The organism is Streptomyces sp. NPDC054842 (assembly GCF_053611025.1).
The window spans coordinates 22,431-40,062 of sequence record NZ_JBSGZN010000034.1; the positions used below are offsets into that span (position 1 = coordinate 22,431).

General features: G+C 71.3%; 16 protein-coding genes. 2 read left to right on the forward strand and 14 right to left on the reverse strand.

Features of this window, described 5'->3' with window-relative positions:
- Positions 1-39: 39 nt before the first annotated feature.
- Positions 40-1,302: a histidine--tRNA ligase gene (gene hisS / locus ACWGIS_RS24765; RefSeq protein WP_453364654.1), complete on the reverse strand. Its 1,263-nt coding sequence runs from the start codon at positions 1,300-1,302 to the stop codon at positions 40-42.
- Positions 1,303-1,313: 11 nt separating this feature from the next.
- Positions 1,314-2,024 carry an MBL fold metallo-hydrolase gene (locus ACWGIS_RS24770; RefSeq protein WP_453364655.1) on the reverse strand — a complete coding sequence of 237 codons (711 nt, stop codon included), beginning with the start codon at positions 2,022-2,024 and terminating at the stop codon, positions 1,314-1,316.
- Between the two features lie 187 nt (positions 2,025-2,211).
- Here ACWGIS_RS24770 and ACWGIS_RS24775 point away from each other — a divergent pair, with 187 nt between their 5' ends.
- Both ACWGIS_RS24775 and ACWGIS_RS24780 read left to right on the forward strand, forming a co-directional pair.
- Entirely contained in the window at positions 2,212-3,036 is an 825-nt protein-coding gene (locus ACWGIS_RS24775) for a peptidylprolyl isomerase (RefSeq protein WP_453364656.1), read from the forward strand.
- Positions 3,037-3,171: 135 nt separating this feature from the next.
- Positions 3,172-4,401 carry a DUF349 domain-containing protein gene (locus tag ACWGIS_RS24780; protein ID WP_453364657.1) on the forward strand — a complete coding sequence of 410 codons (1,230 nt, stop codon included), beginning with the start codon at positions 3,172-3,174 and terminating at the stop codon, positions 4,399-4,401.
- 79 nt (positions 4,402-4,480) lie between these two features.
- On the opposite strand, the gene ACWGIS_RS24785 is transcribed toward ACWGIS_RS24780, so the two are convergent.
- The 12 genes from ACWGIS_RS24785 to ACWGIS_RS24840 all read right to left on the reverse strand — a co-directional run bounded on the left by ACWGIS_RS24785 (position 4,481) and on the right by ACWGIS_RS24840 (position 17,595).
- Positions 4,481-5,626, reverse strand: a complete 1,146-nt coding sequence (locus ACWGIS_RS24785; RefSeq protein WP_453364658.1) for a caspase, EACC1-associated type — start codon at positions 5,624-5,626, stop codon at positions 4,481-4,483.
- Positions 5,607-6,038 (reverse strand): effector-associated constant component EACC1, encoded by a 432-nt coding sequence (locus tag ACWGIS_RS24790; protein ID WP_453364659.1) that lies wholly within the window; start codon positions 6,036-6,038, stop codon positions 5,607-5,609. The genes ACWGIS_RS24785 and ACWGIS_RS24790 overlap by 20 nt, the downstream gene beginning before the upstream one ends.
- The gene (locus ACWGIS_RS24795) at positions 6,031-7,440 is read right to left on the reverse strand and encodes a serine/threonine-protein kinase (RefSeq protein WP_453364660.1); all 1,410 of its coding nucleotides are present in this window, start codon (positions 7,438-7,440) and stop codon (positions 6,031-6,033) included. Before ACWGIS_RS24795 ends, ACWGIS_RS24790 begins: the two co-directional genes overlap by 8 nt.
- Positions 7,441-7,459: 19 nt before the next feature.
- The gene (locus ACWGIS_RS24800) at positions 7,460-10,015 is read right to left on the reverse strand and encodes a RelA/SpoT family protein (RefSeq protein ID WP_453364661.1); all 2,556 of its coding nucleotides are present in this window, start codon (positions 10,013-10,015) and stop codon (positions 7,460-7,462) included.
- 215 nt (positions 10,016-10,230) lie between these two features.
- Entirely contained in the window at positions 10,231-10,770 is a 540-nt protein-coding gene (locus tag ACWGIS_RS24805) for an adenine phosphoribosyltransferase (RefSeq protein WP_453364662.1), read from the reverse strand.
- Positions 10,767-11,894 carry a protein translocase subunit SecF gene (gene secF / locus ACWGIS_RS24810; RefSeq protein WP_453364663.1) on the reverse strand — a complete coding sequence of 376 codons (1,128 nt, stop codon included), beginning with the start codon at positions 11,892-11,894 and terminating at the stop codon, positions 10,767-10,769. Before secF ends, ACWGIS_RS24805 begins: the two co-directional genes overlap by 4 nt.
- 1 nt (position 11,895) lies before the next feature.
- Entirely contained in the window at positions 11,896-13,665 is a 1,770-nt protein-coding gene (gene secD / locus ACWGIS_RS24815; protein WP_453364664.1) for a protein translocase subunit SecD, read from the reverse strand.
- Positions 13,666-13,806: 141 nt separating this feature from the next.
- Positions 13,807-14,298 carry a preprotein translocase subunit YajC gene (gene yajC / locus ACWGIS_RS24820; protein WP_453364665.1) on the reverse strand — a complete coding sequence of 164 codons (492 nt, stop codon included), beginning with the start codon at positions 14,296-14,298 and terminating at the stop codon, positions 13,807-13,809.
- Between the two features lie 165 nt (positions 14,299-14,463).
- Positions 14,464-15,534 carry a Holliday junction branch migration DNA helicase RuvB gene (gene ruvB / locus ACWGIS_RS24825; RefSeq protein ID WP_453364666.1) on the reverse strand — a complete coding sequence of 357 codons (1,071 nt, stop codon included), beginning with the start codon at positions 15,532-15,534 and terminating at the stop codon, positions 14,464-14,466.
- 60 nt (positions 15,535-15,594) lie between these two features.
- The gene (gene ruvA / locus ACWGIS_RS24830) at positions 15,595-16,206 is read right to left on the reverse strand and encodes a Holliday junction branch migration protein RuvA (protein ID WP_453364667.1); all 612 of its coding nucleotides are present in this window, start codon (positions 16,204-16,206) and stop codon (positions 15,595-15,597) included.
- Positions 16,203-16,733: a crossover junction endodeoxyribonuclease RuvC gene (gene ruvC, locus ACWGIS_RS24835; RefSeq protein ID WP_453364668.1), complete on the reverse strand. Its 531-nt coding sequence runs from the start codon at positions 16,731-16,733 to the stop codon at positions 16,203-16,205. Before ruvC ends, ruvA begins: the two co-directional genes overlap by 4 nt.
- A 109-nt stretch (positions 16,734-16,842) precedes the next feature.
- The gene (locus tag ACWGIS_RS24840) at positions 16,843-17,595 is read right to left on the reverse strand and encodes a YebC/PmpR family DNA-binding transcriptional regulator (RefSeq protein ID WP_453364669.1); all 753 of its coding nucleotides are present in this window, start codon (positions 17,593-17,595) and stop codon (positions 16,843-16,845) included.
- Positions 17,596-17,632: the final 37 nt, after the last annotated feature.

Consider the following 17,632-nt stretch of genomic DNA (forward strand, 5'->3'; position numbering starts at 1 on the left):
GGGCCGGCGGGGGGGGGGCGAGCCCCCGCCCCGCCGCCGTCAGCCCAGGCGGGATTCCAGTTCCGCCACGATCTCGTTGACCCCCACGGGCGTCTGCTCGCCGGACTCCATGTCCTTGAGCTGGACGACGCCCTCGGCGAGGTCCCGCTCACCGGCGACGATGGTGTAGCGCGCGCCGCTGCGGTTGGCGTTCTTCATCGCGCCCTTGAGGCCCTTGCCGCCGTACGAGAAGTCCGCGGCGATGCCGACCTTGCGCAGTTCGTTGACCTTGGCGAAGAGGAACCGGCGGGCCTCGTCGCCGAGCGGGACCGCGAACACGCTGGTGGGCGAGGGGAGTTCGAGCGAGACGCCCTCCGCCTCCAGGGCGAGGACGGTGCGGTCGACGCCGAGGGCCCAGCCGACGGAGGGCAGCGCGGGCCCGCCGATCATCTCGGACAGCCCGTCGTAGCGTCCGCCGCCGCCGACCGCGGACTGCGAGCCGAGTCCGTCGTGGACGAACTCGAAGGTGGTGCGCGTGTAGTAGTCGAGGCCGCGCACCAGCTTCGGGTCGTCCTCGAAGGAGACACCCGCCGCCGTGATCAGCTCGCGCACCTCCTCGTGGTACGCCTTGCAGGCGTCGCACAGGTAGTCGCGCAGCAGCGGCGCGCCCACCAGCTGCTTCTGGACGTCGTCGCGCTTGTCGTCGAGGACCCGCAGCGGGTTGATGTCCGCGCGGCGGAGCGTCTCCTCGTCGAGGTCGAGCCCGCGCAGGAAGTCCTGGAGCGCGGCCCGGTAGACGGGGCGGCACTCCTTGTCGCCCAGGGAGTTCAGCAGGATCCGGAACCGGCGCAGGCCCAGCGAGCGGTACGCCTGGTCGGCCAGGATGATCAGTTCGGCGTCGAGCGCCGGGTCCTCGGCTCCGATCGCCTCGGCGCCGACCTGCGAGAAGTGGCGGTAACGGCCCTTCTGGGGGCGCTCGTAACGGTAGTACGAGCCCGAGTACCAGAGCTTGACGGGGAGGTTGCCCGCCTTGTGGAGGTTGGCCTCCAGCGCGGCGCGCAGCACGGAGGCGGTGCCCTCCGGGCGCAGCGCCAGCCGGTCGCCGCCCTTGGTCTCGAAGGCGTACATCTCCTTGGTCACGATGTCGGTGGACTCACCGACACCGCGCGCGAACAGTTCGACGCTCTCGAAGCCGGGCGTCTCGATGTAGCCGTAGCCGGAGGTGCGCAGGGGGGCGGCGATGGCCTCGCGCACGGCGAGGTACTTGGAGCTGTCCGGCGGGATCAGGTCGTACGTGCCCTTGGGGGCCTTGAAGGTGCTCACGGAAGGTCTCGTCACATTCCTCGTCGGGGAGCCTCGGATGCTCCCTGGCCGCCGGCGGCCACCTGCCGCAGATACGGGTTGGTGGCGCGCTCCTGGCCGATGGTCGTCTGGGGGCCGTGGCCGGACAGCACCACGGTCGAGTCGTCTAGCGGCAGGCACACGCGGCCCAGCGAGGCGAGCATGTCGTCCATGTCGCCGCCGGGCAGGTCGGTGCGTCCGATGGAGCCGGCGAACAGCAGATCCCCGGAGAAGAACACGGACGGGACGTCCGCGCTCTCGGGCATCCGGAAGGCCACCGACCCCTTCGTATGGCCGGGCGCGTGCGCGACGGAGAAGTCGAGGCCGGCGAGCTTAAGCTCGGCGCCGTCGGTGAGTTCCCTGACGTCGTCCGGCTCGCCCACGGTGATCTCCCCCATGAGCGGCATCCCGATGGACCGGCCGATGCCCTTCTCCGGGTCGTTCATCATGTAGCGGTCCCGGGGGTGGATCCACGCCGGTACGTCGTGCGCTCCGCACACCGGCACGACCGAGGCGACATGGTCGATGTGGCCGTGGGTGAGGATGACCGCGACGGGCTTGAGCCGATGCTTGGCGAGCGCGTCCTCGACTCCCTGGGCGGCCTGATGGCCCGGGTCGATGATCACGCACTCCTCACCCGCGGCGGGGGCGACCAGATAACAGTTGGTCCCCCAGGCCCCGGCGGGGAACCCGGCAATGAGCACGATCGTCCTTCGTTTGTGTCGTACGAGGTCATACGGCGTCGTACGGGGCGGGTGGCTGCGGATCAGAGCCTACCGGCGCTGCCGTTTCCTCAGCGAACCCATATACGGTACGGGGCACACGCAGGCGGTCGGCTCACAAGACGCACGCGTCCCACTTGACGAACGAGACGCACGAGGAGAAAACCCGGTGGTCAGCCAGGAGCAGCGGCGGCGTCAGCTCGCCCGGGAGAAGTTCTTGCGGCAGCAGCAGCGGCGTACGGCCGCGCGGCGCAAGACCCACGCACGCAACGCGGTGATCGCGTCGGTCCTCGGCGTGGTCGTCGTGGGCAGTGTCGTGTCGTACGCGACCGGGGTCTTCAAGGACGACGACGGCAAGAAGGCCAACGCGGGCGCGGAGGTGACGCCGAGCCCCTCGACGCCGAGCAAGGCGCCGGACCCGTGCGAGAAGCCCGCCGCGGGCAAGGTGAAGAAGCTCAGCTGGAAGAAGGAGCCGGCGGTCACCGTCGACAAGTCGGCCGGCTACACGATGAAGCTGGCGACGACGTGCGGTGACATAGACGTCGACCTCAAGACGGCGGCGGCGCCGCACACGGTGAACTCGTTCGGCTTCCTCGCCGGCAAGGGGTTCTTCGACCACACGAAGTGCCACCGCCTGGTGACGAACGGCATCTACGTCCTGCAGTGCGGCGACCCGCAGGGCACCGGCGGCGGCGGTCCGGGCTACACCATCCCGGACGAGAACCTGAAGGACAAGAGCCTCAAGGGCGGCATCTACCCGGCGGGCACCGTCGCGATGGCCAACACCGGCCAGAAGCACACCGGCGGCAGCCAGTTCTTCCTCGTGTACCAGGACAGCAAGCTGCCGCCCACCTACACACCGTTCGGAACGATCTCCAAGTCCGGCATGACGGTCCTGAAGAAGATCGCCGCCGCCGGTGAGAGCACCGGACAGGGCGACGGCGCACCCAACGCGACCGTCGTGATCAACAAGCTGACCGTGACGAAATCCTGACCGCGAGCTGCGAAATTTCGGTCGCGCGGGATGCGGACAGCCGCCCCGCCGGTCGCCTATGTTGGCCGTGACGAAACTGTGGACGATGCCCGGGGGCGCTGAAGCCTCCCGCAGGCATCATGTGGAGGAGGCGCTGTGAGCAGCGACCCGTGGGGCCGCGTCGACGAGACGGGGACCGTGTACGTGCGTACGGCCGACGGCGAGCAGGTCGTCGGTTCCTGGCAGGCCGGCTCCCCTGACGAGGCGCTGGCCTACTTCGAGCGCAAGTACGAGGGCCTGGTTGTGGAGATCGGCCTCCTCGAGAAGCGAGTCAAGACCACCGACCTGTCCGCGAAGGACGCCCAGGCCGCGATCGCGCACATCCGCGAGCAGGTCGACGCCCATCACGCGGTCGGTGATCTGGACGCGCTGCGCAAGCGGCTGGACAAGCTCGTCGAGACGGTGGACGCGCGCCGGCAGGAGCGCAAGGAGCAGCGGGCGAAGCAGTCCGACGAGGCGCGGCACGCCAAGGAGGCCCTGGTCACCGAGGCGGAGGAGCTGGCGCAGAGCGACCAGTGGCGGGCGGCCGGTGAGCGGCTGCGCTCGCTGGTGGACACCTGGAAGGGGCTGCCGCGGCTCGACCGCAAGTCGGACGACGAGCTGTGGCACCGCTTCTCGCACGCGCGCTCGGCGTTCTCCAAGCGGCGCAAGGCGCACTTCGCGTCGCTGGACGCGCAGCGCGAGGAGGCCCGCAAGACCAAGGAGAAGTTGGTCGCCGAGGCCGAGGCGCTGTCCGGTTCGACGGACTGGGGTCCGACGGCGGCCCGCTATCGCGAGCTGATGGCGGACTGGAAGGCCGCGGGCCGCGCCCAGCGTGAGCACGAGGACGATCTGTGGAACCGCTTCCGCGGCGCCCAGGACGTCTTCTTCGCGGCGCGCAGCTCGGTCTTCGCCGAGCGGGACGCCGAGCAGTCGGAGAACCTGAAGCTCAAGGAGGAGCTGGCCGAGGAGGCCGAGAAGCTCGTCCCGGTGAAGGATCTCAAGGCCGCCCGGGCCGCCTTCCGCGCGCTCAACGAGCGCTGGGAGGCCATCGGCCACGTGCCGCGCGACGCCCGGCCGAAGGTCGAGGGCCGGATGCACGCGGTGGAGCGGGCTCTGCAGGAGTCCGAGGAGGCCGAGTGGCGCCGGACCAACCCCGAGGCACGCGCGCGTGCGGAGGGTCTGACCGGTCAGCTGCAGGCCGCCGTGGACAAGCTCCGCGGCCAGATCGAGACCGCCCGCTCGGCGGGCAACAACGCCAGGGCCGACAAGCTCCAGAAGGAGCTCGACGGCCGTCAGGCACTGCTGGACCAGGCCCTGAAGGGTCTGCAGGAGTTCGGCGGCTGACACCCGCCCGCCGCCCGCGGGCGGCTTTCCTCCGGTGCGGCCCGGCGGTGGTTCCCCCCACCGCCGGGCCGCACCGCGTTCAGGAGGAGGTGCGCGGTCCGCCCTGTTCGGCGATGTGCAGGGCGTGCTTGAGGACTTCGCAGGCCTGGATGTGGTTCCCGGACTCCTGGAGGAGGTCGGCGAGCCGGCGGCACACGAGGATCGCCTCCGGCCCGTACAGCTTGTGGACCTGCTGGAAGGCGAGTTCGAGGACTTCCACGGCCTCGCCGACCTGGCCGGACTCGGCGAGCAGTTCGGAGAGTTCCAGCTGCACGGCGAGCAGGTCGCCCTGTCCGTGCGTCGTCTGTTCCTGGAGGGCGAGCCGCAGCACGGGCAGGGCGTCCCGGGAGTTGCCGGCGGCCCGCAGCGCCCGGGCCACGGCGAGGCCGGTGGCGACCATCGCGGCGCGTACGTCGGCGGCGAGGACCGGTCCCGCGGGAGTGCGCCGGCCGGCCCGGGCCTTGTTGCGGGCGAAGGGCAGCCGTCCCACGCCGTTCTCCTGCGAACGCTGCGGCAGCGGGCGGTTCTTGGCGCGCAGGCGTTCCTCCAGGACGCGGTAGAGGGTGTCCAGGTCGATGAGTTCGGGGCCGTCCTGGACGCCGCCGCGCAGGACGGTGAGGAGTTCGCCGGTGAACGCGGTGTAGCGCTCGCCGTCGGGCGCGAGGGCCAGCCGGTCGCGGGGCGAGGCGGTGAGCACGAAGGCGCCGTCGACGGCGGCCTGGGCGGCGAGCACGTCCCCGCCCACGAGGGTGCGGGCGGCGCGGCCGCTGAAGCAGCAGTCGAGGACGACGACCTTGCGGCGGGCGCGGGAGGCGCGCAGGGCGGACCGCAGGTGCTGGTAGGCGACGGCCGTGTAGCCGAGGTGGTCGCGGGAGTCGCCGAGCGCGAGGTACAGGTCCGCGGACTCGGAGTCGCGCATGCCGTGCCCGGCGTAGTACACGATCAGGGTGTCGGTGGCCTCGTCGCCCGCCTGGTGCACCGGGTCGAGCATGGCGAGGGGGCTCTGCGGATCGGTGACGACCGTGCAGTGCTGGACCGGGAGCCCCCAGACCGTGGCGTCGCACAACTCCGCGGCGAGGTCGACCACGTTGGCCTCGACGGCGGGCAGTTGCGGCAGGTGCCGGTAGGAGGCGGTCCCTATGAGGACGGCCCGGGAGCGGGCCGGGTCAGGAAGCGTCGAGGTCACTCTCGGCTTCCTCCCGGTCAAGGACCGCGACGATCCTGCGCAGCGTCTCCTCGTCGCGCGCCGCCTCCGCGGTGAGCAGGACCTCGACCTCGCCGCGGCGCAGGGTGACGGACGGCGCCCGGCGCCGCGAGGTCTGCCACTGCAGGACGGAGACGACCAGGGACGCGGTGGACAGCCCGCTGCCGAGGGCGAGTTGAAGCACGTCGAAGCCGGTTCCCATGTGGTGCGCGGGAGTCGGCCCGCCGGTCACCCGGGCCCGTACCTCGAGCGTCTCGTCCGCCTGCAACCAGCGCAGCAGGGAACGGAGTTCGTCCTCGGCGCCGGGTGCTCCCCCGGCGTCCGGCGCCGGCTCGGCTCCCCCGGCCGCCGGGAACTCCGCGATCCCCGCGATCCCCGCGACGAAGTCAGTCATCGATCCCGTCCGTTCGTCGGCCGACACGTGTGTTCACGCGCGAGAACAGGTCCAGTGCCTGGTCCCCGGCGTCCAGCCTGGCCAGGCACACGGCCTGCCAGTACTGGCTGGTCAGAGTGGTGAGGTGGTCGGGGCCCAGCGACGACAGGCACACCGGCACGATCACCGACAACATCTGGGCGGCTTCGCGGAGTTCACCGCGCAGCACCAGGTTGACCGCCTCGCGCTGCCGGGACAGCGCGTTCTGCGGGGTCATGCTGCTGAGCACGAGCCGGCGGGTGGCGTCGCTGAGGGTGGGCGGCGCCAGCACGCGGGCCCTGCGGAACGACGCCTGCGGCAGGACCTCCTCCTCGTCGCCCTCCGGAGGTACCGACGCGGCGCCGCCCCCCACCCGCCCCGCCCGGTCCCAGTCGTACTCGGGCGCCTCGACCGACGGCCGGAACGGCCCTCCGTCGCCGGGGGCGCCCGAGCCCTCGGACGGGGGCGCCCCGTGTACGCCGGCCGTCCCGGCGACGCCCTCAAGCGCCTCCTCGCGGATGTGCCCGGCCACCAGCGCGGCCAGCATCGCGGTGCCTCCGTCCGCGAGGCCGCGCAGTTCTCGCGCGACCTCCCCGACGTGCTGCGGCCGGTCCGCCGGGTCCTGCCTGCAGAGGCGGTCGACGAGCCGGGTCAGCGCGTCCGGGTAGGCCGGTTTCCGGCCCACCAGCCGCGGGATGCCGTCGCCGAGGGCCTTCTCCACGATGGCTCCGACGTCCACGGTCTCGCCGAACGGCAGCTCGCCCGTGATCATCAGGTACGCGCACGCGCCCAGCCCGTACAGGTCGGCGGCGGGTTCCGGCAGCACCCCGCGGATCGCCTCGGGCGCGATGAACTGGGGTGTGCCCATCAGCACACCGGTCCGGGTGATCACCGCCTCGCCGGCGAGACGGGCGAGCCCGAAGTCCTGGAGGACGACCCGCCCCGCCCGGTCGATCCCGACGTTCGAGGGCTTGACGTCCCGGTGCAGCACCCCGGCCTCGTGCGCGGCGGCGAGGGCGTCCGCGACGCCGAGGGCCACGGAGGCGACCGCGGCCGGCGGCAGCGGTCCCGCCTCCGCCACCAGGTCGGCGAGGCTCACGCCGTCGAGCACCTGCATGACCAGGTACGGCGTGCCGTCCTGCACACCCGTGTCGTAGAGCGTGACGACCGAGGGGTGGTCGATCCTGGCGAGCGCGCGGGCCTCGCGCATGAAGCGCTCCAGCGCCTCGTTGTCGGCGGCCAGTCCCTCGACAGCGGTGAGCATCTTCACGGCGACGCGGCGGCCGAGCACCTCGTCGACCGCCTCGTACACCACACCCATGCCGCCCCGCCCGAGCAGTCCCACCGGACGGTAGCGGTCGGCCACTAAGCCGACGTTGTCCATCTCGTCCCCCGTCGTGCGGTCAGGGCCTGCGCGCCGACGTCACCCGGTACACGTCGTACACGCCCTCCACGCCGCGTACGGCCTTCAGGACGTGGCCGAGGTGCTTGGGGTCGCCCATCTCGAAGGTGAAGCGGGAGGTGGCGACCCGGTCGCGGGAGGTCTGCACGGCCGCGGACAGGATGTTGACGTGCTGGTCCGACAGGACGCGCGTGACGTCCGACAGGAGCCGGGAGCGGTCCAGGGCCTCGACCTGTATGGCGACCAGGAAGACCGAGGACTGGGTGGGCGCCCACTCGACCTCCAGGATCCGCTCCGGTTCCCGGGACAGCGAGTCCACGTTGACGCAGTCGCTGCGGTGCACCGAGACGCCGCTGCCGCGGGTGACGAAGCCGATGATCGGGTCGCCGGGCACGGGGGTGCAGCAGCGGGCGAGCTTGACCCAGACGTCGTCGACGCCCTTGACGACGACACCGGGGTCGGCGTTCGACCGCCGCTTGCGGCCCCGGCCGCGGGCCGGCGGGACGCTCTCGTCGATCTCCTCGGTGGCCGCCTCCTCGCCGCCGAGCGCCTGCACCAGCTTCTGGACGACGCTCTGCGCCGCGACGTGCCCCTCACCGATCGCCGCGTACAGCGACGAGATGTCGGGGTAGCGCATCTCGTGCGCGAGGGTGACCAGGGAGTCACCGGTCAGGATGCGCTGGATCGGCAGGTTCTGCTTGCGCATGGCCCGCGCGATGGCGTCCTTGCCCTGCTCGATCGCCTCGTCGCGGCGCTCCTTGGAGAACCAGGCCCGGATCTTGTTGCGGGCCCGCGGCGACTTGACGAAGCCGAGCCAGTCCCGGGAGGGTCCGGCCCCGGCGGCCTTGGAGGTGAAGACCTCCACCAGGTCGCCGTTGTCGAGGGTCGATTCGAGCGGGACGAGGCGGCCGTTGACGCGGGCCCCTATGGTCCGGTGCCCGACCTCGGTGTGCACGGCGTAGGAGAAGTCGACCGGGGTGGCGCCCGCCGGGAGCGCTATCACGTCGCCCTTCGGCGTGAACACGAAGACCTCGTTGCGCGAGAGGTCGAAGCGCAGGGACTCCAGGAACTCGCCCGGGTCCTCGGTCTCCTTCTGCCAGTCGAGCAGCTGGCGCAGCCACGCCATGTCGTTGAGGTGGTCGTCCTTGCCGGTGCTCCTCGGCTGGTCCGAGCGGACCTTGGAGGTGCCGGCGACGGCCTCCTGCTTGTACTTCCAGTGCGCGGCGATGCCGTACTCGGCCCGGCGGTGCATGTCGAACGTGCGGATCTGCAGCTCGACCGGCTTGCCGTTGGGCCCGATGACCGTCGTGTGCAGCGACTGGTACATGTTGAACTTGGGCATCGCGATGTAGTCCTTGAACCGGCCGGGGACCGGGTTCCAGCGCGCGTGCACCGTGCCGAGAGCCGCGTAGCAGTCGCGGACGGTGTCCACGAGGACGCGGATGCCCACCAGGTCGTAGATCTCCGCGAAGTCACGGCCGCGGACGATCATCTTCTGGTAGACGCTGTAGTAGTGCTTCGGGCGGCCGGTGACGGTCGCCTTGATGCGGGCCGCGCGCAGGTCGGACTGGACCTCGTCGGTCACTATGGCGAGGTACTCGTCGCGCTTGGGGGCGCGCTCGGCGACCAGGCGGACGATCTCGTCGTACATCTTGGGATAGAGGATCGCGAAGGCGAGGTCCTCCAGTTCCCACTTGATGGTGTTCATGCCCAGCCGGTGGGCCAGCGGCGCGTAGATCTCCAGCGTCTCGCGCGCCTTCTTCTCCTGCTTCTCGCGCTTGAGATAGCGCATGGTGCGCATGTTGTGCAGGCGGTCGGCGAGCTTGATGACCAGGACGCGGGGGTCCTTGGCCATGGCGACGACCATCTTGCGCACGGTCTCGGCCTGCGCGGCCTCGCCGAACTTGACCTTGTCGAGCTTGGTGACGCCGTCGACCAGCAGGGCGACCTGGTCGCCGAAGTCGCGGCGCAGGGTGTCGAGGCCGTACTCGGTGTCCTCGACGGTGTCGTGCAGCAGCCCGGCCATCAGGGTCGCCGGGTCCATGCCGAGCTCGGCGAGGATGGTGGTGACGGCCAGCGGGTGCGTGATGTACGGGTCGCCGCTCTTGCGCTTCTGGCCGCGGTGCCAGCGCTCGGCGACCTGGTAGGCGCGCTCGATCTGGCGGAGCGTGGACGTCTCGATCTTCGGGTCGTTGCTGCGCACTATCCGCAGCAGGGGCTCCAGGACCGGGTTGTACGGGTTGGAGCGCTGGACGCCGAGGCGGGCGAGACGGGCGCGTACGCGGTTGGAGGAGCCGCCGCCGGTGCGGGCGGGCTGGGCGGCCGCGGGACGGACCACCGGGGTGTGCGGGGCGCGCTCGCCCTCGGACGGGGCCGGCTTGGGACGCGGCTGCTCGGCCGCCCGCTCCTCGGGCGCCGCCTGGGCGTGCTCGACCGGCCCGTGCGCGGCGCTCTTGGCGGGCTCGGCCGCGGGGCCCGCGCTGGGCACGGGCTGGGCGGCTTCGGTTCCCCGCTGGCGGTCAGCACTGGGGGCGAGTGGCTGGGCCTCGTCTGGCAAGAGGGCTCCTCGTGCGCTTTCCGGGTCCCCCGGTCAGGCTCCGGAGAACCCATGGTAGCGATCCCGGGCTTCGAACTCGCCTTCGGCCGGTGGGACGGCCTCGTACAGCGGAAACACCGGAGGCGGGCACCGGATTCCTCCGGGCCCGCCTCGGCGGTGTCGAACGGGTGTCCAAGGCTGCCGCGCGGGCGCCGTAGGCGTCCGCGGGGAGCGGCTCAGACCTGGAGCAGTGCCTCCAGCGGCGCGCCCCGGAGGGCCGGCTCCAGACGGGCACGGCCGCCCAGGAACCCGAGCTCCATCAGGACCGCGACGCCCGCGACCTCGGCGCCCGCCCTGCGGATGAGCTGGAGCGAGGCCTCGGCGGTGCCGCCGGTGGCGAGGACGTCGTCGACGACCATCACGCGGTCGCCCGTGGCCAGGTCCTCGGCGTGCACCTCGATCTCGGCGGAGCCGTACTCCAGGTCGTACGTCTGGCTGAGGGTCGCTCCGGGGAGCTTGCCGGCCTTGCGTACGGGGATGAAGCCGACGCCCGCGCGGACGGCCGCCGGAGCGCCCAGGATGAAGCCGCGGGCCTCCAGGCCGACGATCTTCGTGGCGCCGTTGCGCACCGTGATCTCGGCCAGGGCGTCCGTCAGCGCGGTGAACGCCGCCGGGTCCGCGAGCAGCGGCGTGATGTCCTTGAACATCACCCCCGGCTCCGGGTGGTCCGCGACGTCGCGGATGCGGCTGAGCAGCAGCTCCTGGATGCCGGTCATCGGCGCTTGCCCGACGGCCGGCCGCGGCCGCCGCGGTTGCGGGACGCGGGCTGGTTGCGCGGGCCGACGACCGCGGGAGCGGCGTCCTGCGGCTCGTCGTCCTCGTCGTCGTACTGCTCGGCGGCCACGGGGGCGTCCAGCGACTCGCCCCGCGCGGCGGCCTGCGCCCGCTTGGCGAGGACCCGCTTCTTGAGTGCCTTCATCTGCGGCTCGCGCTCCTTGAGGTCGGCGACGAGCGGCGTGGCGATGAAGATCGAGGAGTACGCGCCGGCCGCCAGGCCCACGAACAGCGACAGCGAGATGTCGTTGAGCATGCCGGCCCCGAGGACACCGCCGCCGATGAACAGCAGGGCCGCGACGGGCAGCAGCGCGACGACCGTCGTGTTGATCGAGCGGACCAGCGTGCTGTTGATCGAGCGGTCGGCGACCTCGCTGTAGGTCCAGCGGGTCTGCTTGGTGAGGTCCTTCGTCTGTTCCTTGAGGCTGTCGAACACCACGACCGTGTCGTAGAGCGAGTAACCGAGGATCGTGAGCAGACCGATCACGGTGCCCGGGGTGACCTCGAAGCCGACCAGGGCGTAGATGCCGACCGTGATGGTGATGTCGTGGATCAGGGCGACGAGGGCCGCTAGGGCCATGCGCCACTCGAAGGCGATCGCCAGGTAGATCACCACCAGGACCATGAAGATCGCCAGGCCCTGCCAGGCCTTGTTGGCGATCTGGTCACCCCAGCTGGGGCCGACCAGGTCGGCGTTGATCGACTCGGAGTCGACCTTCAGGTCCTTGGCCAGCTCGTCCTTGATCTGGTCGGACTTGCCGGTGTCGATCCCGGCGATCTGGATGCGTAGTCCGCCGTTGCCGAGCTTCTGGACGATCGCGTCGTGGCCGGAGGCCTCTTCCGCGTACGTCTCGGCCTGGGACACCGAGACGCTGGTCCGCTCGGTGGTGAAGACGGCGCCGCCCTGGAACTCGATGCCCATGTTCAGGCCGCGCACCGTCAGGCCGAGGATGGCCGTGATGGTGATCAGGATCGAGACGCCGTACCAGATCATGCGCTTGCCGACGAAGTCGTAGCCGATCTCGCCGCGGTGGAGCCGGGCGCCGAGGGTGCCGAGTTTCGACATCTCACGCCTCCTTCGTGTCGACGGGGGCGGACGCGCGACGGGTGCGGCGCAGCGGAGGCTGGGCTCCCAGTCGCTTGGGGTCGAGGCCCGACCACCTGTGACCGCTTGCGAAGAACTTCTTGCGGGCGAGGATCGTCATCAGCGGCTTGGTGAAGAGGAAGACCACGACGACGTCGAGCAGCGTGGTCAGACCGAGCGTGAACGCGAAGCCCTGGACCTTGCCCACGGTGACGATGAAGAGCACCGCGGCGGCGAGGAACGACACGAAGTCGGAGACCAGGATGGTGCGCCGGGCACGCGGCCAGGCACGCTCGACGGCCGGGCGCAGCGAACGGCCCTCGCGGATCTCGTCCCGGATGCGTTCGAAGAACACGATGAACGAGTCCGCGGTGATACCGATCGCGACGATGGCACCGCAGACGGCCGGCAGGTTCAGCGCGAAGCCGATGGCCGGGCCGAGCAAGGACATGATCACGTAGGTCAGGACGGCCGAGACCAGCAGCGAGGCGATGGCGATGAGCGACAGGCCGCGGTAGTAGACCACCAGGTAGATGACGACCAGGCCCAGACCGATGGCACCGGCGATCAGACCGGCGTGCAGCTGCTCGCCACCGAGGGCGGCGGTCACCGTGGTGACGCTCGCCTCCTTGAAGGTGAGCGGCAGGGCGCCGTACTTCAGCATGTTCGCCAGGTCCTGCGCCTCGGTCTGGTCGAAGCTGCCGGAGATCTCCGCGCTGCCGCCGGTCAGCGCCTGGCTGACGGAGGGGTCGGAGACGACGTCATTGTCCAGGACGATGGCGAACTGGTTCTGCGGGGACTGGTTCTGCGCCAGCTTGCCGGTGATGTCGGCGAACTTCTTCGAGCCACCGGACGTGAAGTCCATGGTGACCTTCCAGCCGGCACCGCTCTGCGTGTCGTAGACGGCGGCGGCCTTCTTGACGTCCGTGCCGGACACCTCGGCCGGGCCGAGCACGTACTTCTGCCACTGACCGCCCGAGTTCTGGCCGCAGGCGATGGTGGGGTCGGAGGGCTTGGCGCCGGCGCCCGCCTTGGCACGCTGAGCCGGCTTCGTGCAGTCGAGCGCGGCGTACTGGGCCTGGAGCTTGGCCGTCGCCGGGTCGGCGCTCGCCGAGGGGGAGGCGGAGGCCGAGGCCTTGGCCGAGGCGCTCGCCGACGGGGTGGCGGTGGCCTTCAGGGCGTCGGTGACCGCGCGGCCCTGCGAGGTGACGGAGGCCGAGGGAGTCGCCGAGCCGGACGGGGTCGCCTTGTCCGAGGACTTGTCCGTGGCCTTGTCGCTCGCCTTGTCCGTGGGCGCCTTGGAGGCGCTGCCGCTGGGCGAGGGGCTGGCCGTCGCGTCGCCGCCGGAGACCTCGGTCACCAGGACCGGGCGGAAGTACAGCTTGGCGGTGGTGCCGACCTGCTCCCGGGCCTGCTTGGAGTTCGTGCCCTTGGGGATGTTGACGATGATGTTCTGTCGCCCCTGCGTCTGCACCTCCGCCTCGGAGACGCCAAGACCGTTGACGCGGCGGTTCATGATGTCGACCGCGGTGTCCATGTTGGTCTTGTTGATCGCGTTGGGCTGGCCGGGCTCGTTCTTCGCCTCGAGCGTGATGCTCGTGCCGCCGGCGAGGTCGATGCCGAGACGCGGGGTGGAATGCCCGGAGAGGAACATCCCCCCGGTGAGCGCCACGATGGCGATCAGGATGAGGGCCAGCGAGCGCCCCGGCCTGCTCTGGGCGCTCGCGCTCCGGCCCTTCTTCGGTGCTGCCACCTTCTCGTACTCCCTCTCGGGCCACCCGGCGCCGGGTGAGCGCCGGGGCGGCCATGACATGGTGTCGGGATTCCGTGCGGAACCGCACGTCCCGGGGGAACGCCGGGCGCGAGCGAACCGCGCCGCGCTCCCGGGTCGTGCCTACTTCGCGTCGGACTCGCCGTCGGTCTTCTTCGGCTCGGCCGCGTCGGTCCCGGTGGGCTCGCCGGCCGGGGTGTCCTGCGCGTCCGCGTCCTTCTTGCCGAGGTCGACGATCTTGTCGTCGGCGGCGTCGGCGGGCTCGTCGGTCCCGGTGAGGGAGGAGGCGTCGTCCGGCACGACCGCGGCGTCGTCGTCCTTCAGGTCGGGGTCGATGCCGTGCACGATGCGGTTGTACTCGTCGTCGGACAGCACGGCGCCGATCGAGTTCTTCGCGAAGATCAGGTGGACGCCGGGGGCGGCGTCGAGGAGGACCGTCTCCTCACCGACCTCCTTCACCGTCGCGTACATGCCCCCGATCGTGCGGACGCCGGTGCCGGGCTGCATCTCGTTGCGCATCTGCGCGGCCGCCTGCTGCTTGCGCTTGGCCGAGCGGGTCATCAGGAACATGGCCCCGATGAGCACGATGAACGGGAGGAGGGTCAAGGTATTCACGGGACGGAGTTTCCTTCGCACGACCGCGCGGAGGGCGGCCTGGTGGATGGGGGTGGTCGGCGCCGTCCTGCAAGGGCGGCATCGGCGGAGTCTAAGCGAGTCCGCACTCAGGGAACAACGCTCAGCATGACACCGGGGTTCCTGGGCCGGGAGAGTCCCGCGCCGTCACGTCCCGAACAGGTCCTGTTGTCCGGTTCCCCCCGGTGCCTGGCGGGGCGGGGTGAGTCCGAGATGCGCCCACGCGGCCGGGGTCGCGACCCGGCCGCGGGGGGTGCGGGCCAGCAGTCCCTCGCGCACCAGGAAGGGCTCGGCGACCTCCTCGACGGTCTCGCGCTCCTCCCCCACGGCGACCGCCAGGGTGGACAGGCCGACGGGGCCGCCCCCGAAGAGCTTGAGCAGCGCCTCCAGGACGCCCCGGTCGAGCCGGTCCAGGCCGCGGGCGTCGACCTCGTAGACCGCGAGGGCCGCCGCCGCGATGTCCCTGGTGACGATCCCGTCGGCCTTGACCTGCGCGTAGTCGCGGACGCGGCGCAGCAGGCGGTTGGCGATGCGGGGCGTGCCCCGGGAGCGGCCGGCGATCTCCGCGGCGCCCGCGGTGTCGATCTCGACGTCCAGGAGATGGGCGGAGCGGTGGATGACGCGCTCCAGCTCGGCCGGCTCGTAGAACTCCATGTGCGCGGTGAAGCCGAAGCGGTCGCGCAGCGGGGGCGGCAGCAGGCCCGCGCGCGTGGTGGCGCCGACCAGGGTGAACGGCGGCAGTTCGAGCGGGATCGCGGTGGCGCCGGGGCCCTTGCCGACGATGACGTCGACGCGGAAGTCCTCCATCGCCATGTAGAGCATCTCCTCGGCGGGCCGCGACATGCGGTGGATCTCGTCGAGGAAGAGGACCTCGCCCTCCTGGAGGGAGGACAGGATCGCCGCGAGGTCGCCGGCGTGCTGGATCGCGGGGCCGCTGGTGATGCGGATGGGGGCGCCCATCTCGGCGGCGATGATCATGGAAAGCGTGGTCTTGCCGAGCCCCGGGGCGCCCGACAGGAGCACGTGGTCGGCGGTGGCGCCGCGCGCGCGGGCGGCGCGCAGGACGAGGTCGAGCTGCTCGCGGACCTTCTCCTGGCCGATGAACTCGTCCAGGTCCTTGGGTCGCAGGGCCGCCTCGACGGCCTGGTCCTCGCGGTCGGCTGACGCGCCGACGAGCCGCTCGTCGGCGGTCTCGTCGGTCGTGTCGTCCCAGTTCATTGCGTGTGCCTCGCGGTCGCGGTGGGGTTCGGGCGGACGGGCGGGGGGCCGGCGGTGCGGCTAGCGCGTCCGGTTGAGGGTCTGCAGGGCCGCCTTCAGGAGCTGGCCCACCTGGGGGGTGCCGCCGGCCGCCTCGGCCTGGGGCTCGACCGCGGAGACAGCCTCGTCGGCCTCGCGGGTCGCGTAGCCGAGGCCGATCAGGGCGGCGTGCAGCTGGTCGCGCCAGCCGGCGGTGACGGACCTGCCGATCGCCGGGCCACCGGTGCCGAGGGGCTCGCCGAGCCGGCCCTTGAGCTCCAGCAGGAGCTTCTGGGCACCCTTCTTGCCGATGCCGGGGACGGCGGTGAGCGCCTTCTCGTCACCGGTGGCCACCGCCCTGCGCAGGGCGTCGGGGCTGTGCACGGCGAGCATGGCCTGCGCCAGCCGCGGTCCGACACCGCTCGCGGTCTGCAGCAGCTCGAAGACCTGCCGCTCGTCGTCGTCCGCGAAGCCGTAGAGGGTCAGCGAGTCCTCGCGGACGACGAGGGAGGTGGCGAGCTTGGCGTCCTGGCCCATGCGGAGCCCGGAGAGGGTGTTCGGCGCGCACTGGACGGCGATGCCGATGCCGCCGACCTCCAGCACCGCGGAGTCGGGGGCGAGGGCGGCGACCGGGCCGCTGACGAAGGCGATCATGCGGTACGCCCTTTCGATGCGTGCAGGGCGACGGCCTGCTGGAGTCTGTTCTGAGCGGGGGCGCGCCAGATGTGGCAGATGGCGAGGGCCAGGGCGTCCGCGGCGTCGGCGGGCTTGGGCGGGGCGTCGAGCCGCAGCAGGCGCGTGACCATCGCCCCGACCTGTGCCTTGTCCGCGCGTCCGCTGCCGGTGACGGCCGCCTTGACCTCGCTGGGGGTGTGCAGGGCGACGGGGATGCCGCGGCGGGCGGCGCACAGCATGGCGACGGCGCTGGCCTGGGCGGTGCCCATGACCGTGCGCACGTTGTGCTGGCTGAACACCCGCTCCACGGCGACGAATTCGGGCCGGTACTCGTCGAGCCACCGCTCGATGCCCTGCTCGACGGCGACCAGGCGCAGGCCCAACTCGGCGTCGGCGGGGGTCCGTACGACTCCGACGCCGCACATGGTCAGGGGTCGGCCGGCGAGACCCTCGACCACCCCGACACCGCACCGGGTCAAACCCGGGTCAACACCCAGTACCCGCACCCCGAACCCCTCCGTCGACCGCCTGTTCGTGCAGGCTATCGGGTACCGCCGACAAAGCCGCGGGCCGACGGGGTGTGTGTCCCCGCCGGCCCGTGCTGTCGTCGGCCGCTCAGGCGTCGACCTTCGCCATGACGTCGTCGCTGACGTCGAAGTTGGCGAAGACGTTCTGCACGTCGTCGCTGTCCTCCAGCGCGTCGATCAGCTTGAAGATCTTGCGGGCGCCGTCCTCGTCCAGCTCGACCTGCATGGTCGGGACGAAGTTGGCGTCGGCGGAGTCGTAGTCGATGCCCGCCTCCTGGAGTGCGGTGCGGACCGCGACCAGGTCGGTGGCCTCGGAGAGCACCTCGAAGGACTCACCGAGGTCGTTGACCTCCTCGGCACCCGCGTCGAGCACCGCGCCCAGCACGTCGTCCTCGGACAGCTCGCCCTTGGGGACGATGACGACGCCCTTGCGGTTGAACAGGTACGACACGGAGCCCGGGTCGGCCATGTTGCCGCCGTTGCGGGTCATGGCGACGCGGACGTCCGAGGCGGCGCGGTTGCGGTTGTCGGTGAGGCACTCGATGAGCACCGCGACACCGTTCGGGCCGTAGCCCTCGTACATGATCGTCTCGTAGTCGGCGCCACCGGCTTCGAGACCGGCGCCACGCTTGACCGCGGAGTCGATGTTCTTGTTCGGGACCGAGCTCTTCTTGGCCTTCTGGATGGCGTCGAAGAGGGTCGGGTTGCCGGCCGGGTCGGCGCCGCCCGTGCGGGCCGCGACCTCGATGTTCTTGATCATCTTCGCGAAGAGCTTGCCGCGCTTGGCGTCGATCACGGCCTTCTTGTGCTTCGTCGTAGCCCATTTAGAGTGGCCGGACATCTGCCTGTCTCCTTCGCGTAACCCAACTCTTTACGAA

Excerpts from the sequence above, each read along its gene's own strand:
- ACWGIS_RS24790 (WP_453364659.1), bottom strand. The coding sequence starts at position 6,038 with ATGACTGACTTCGTCGCGGGGATCGCGGGGATCGCGGAGTTCCCGGCG.
- ACWGIS_RS24795 (WP_453364660.1), bottom strand. The coding sequence starts at position 7,440 with ATGGACAACGTCGGCTTAGTGGCCGACCGCTACCGTCCGGTGGGACTG.
- ACWGIS_RS24805 (WP_453364662.1), bottom strand. The coding sequence starts at position 10,770 with ATGACCGGCATCCAGGAGCTGCTGCTCAGCCGCATCCGCGACGTCGCG.
- secF (WP_453364663.1), bottom strand. The coding sequence starts at position 11,894 with ATGTCGAAACTCGGCACCCTCGGCGCCCGGCTCCACCGCGGCGAGATC.
- ruvB (WP_453364666.1), bottom strand. The coding sequence starts at position 15,534 with ATGAACTGGGACGACACGACCGACGAGACCGCCGACGAGCGGCTCGTC.
- ruvA (WP_453364667.1), bottom strand. The coding sequence starts at position 16,206 with ATGATCGCCTTCGTCAGCGGCCCGGTCGCCGCCCTCGCCCCCGACTCC.
- ACWGIS_RS24840 (WP_453364669.1), bottom strand. The coding sequence starts at position 17,595 with ATGTCCGGCCACTCTAAATGGGCTACGACGAAGCACAAGAAGGCCGTG.